Annotated in this window: 1 protein-coding gene; it reads left to right on the forward strand. The window is 43.9% G+C overall.

The window, feature by feature from the left end:
* The coding region (locus KH400_RS22880) for a TrmH family RNA methyltransferase (protein ID WP_281418774.1) at window positions 1–351 on the forward strand (351 nt) is incomplete at both ends.

Raw genomic sequence — 351 nt, forward strand, 5'->3', positions numbered from 1 at the left:
GTAAAAGGACAAGCCCAGCAGGTCATTGAACTCGCGAAAAAGCAAAATATCACCATTCAGTATGTTCCGAGGAAAAAGCTTGATCAAATGGTAACAGGTCAGCACCAGGGAATCGTTGCACAAGTAGCAGCATATGAATATGCAGAATTGGACGATCTGTATCAAATTGCTGAAAAGCGGAATGAACAACCATTTTTCATCATCTTAGATGAAATTGAAGATCCGCACAATTTAGGGTCGATCATGCGTACGGCCGATGCTGTTGGTGCACATGGAATCGTCATTCCAAAACGACGAGCGGTAGGCTTGACGACAACTGTTGCGAAAGCATCTACTGGAGCCATTGAACAT

The organism is Desertibacillus haloalkaliphilus, from assembly GCF_019039105.1.
Taxonomy (GTDB): Bacteria; Bacillota; Bacilli; order Bacillales; family KJ1-10-99; genus Desertibacillus; species Desertibacillus haloalkaliphilus.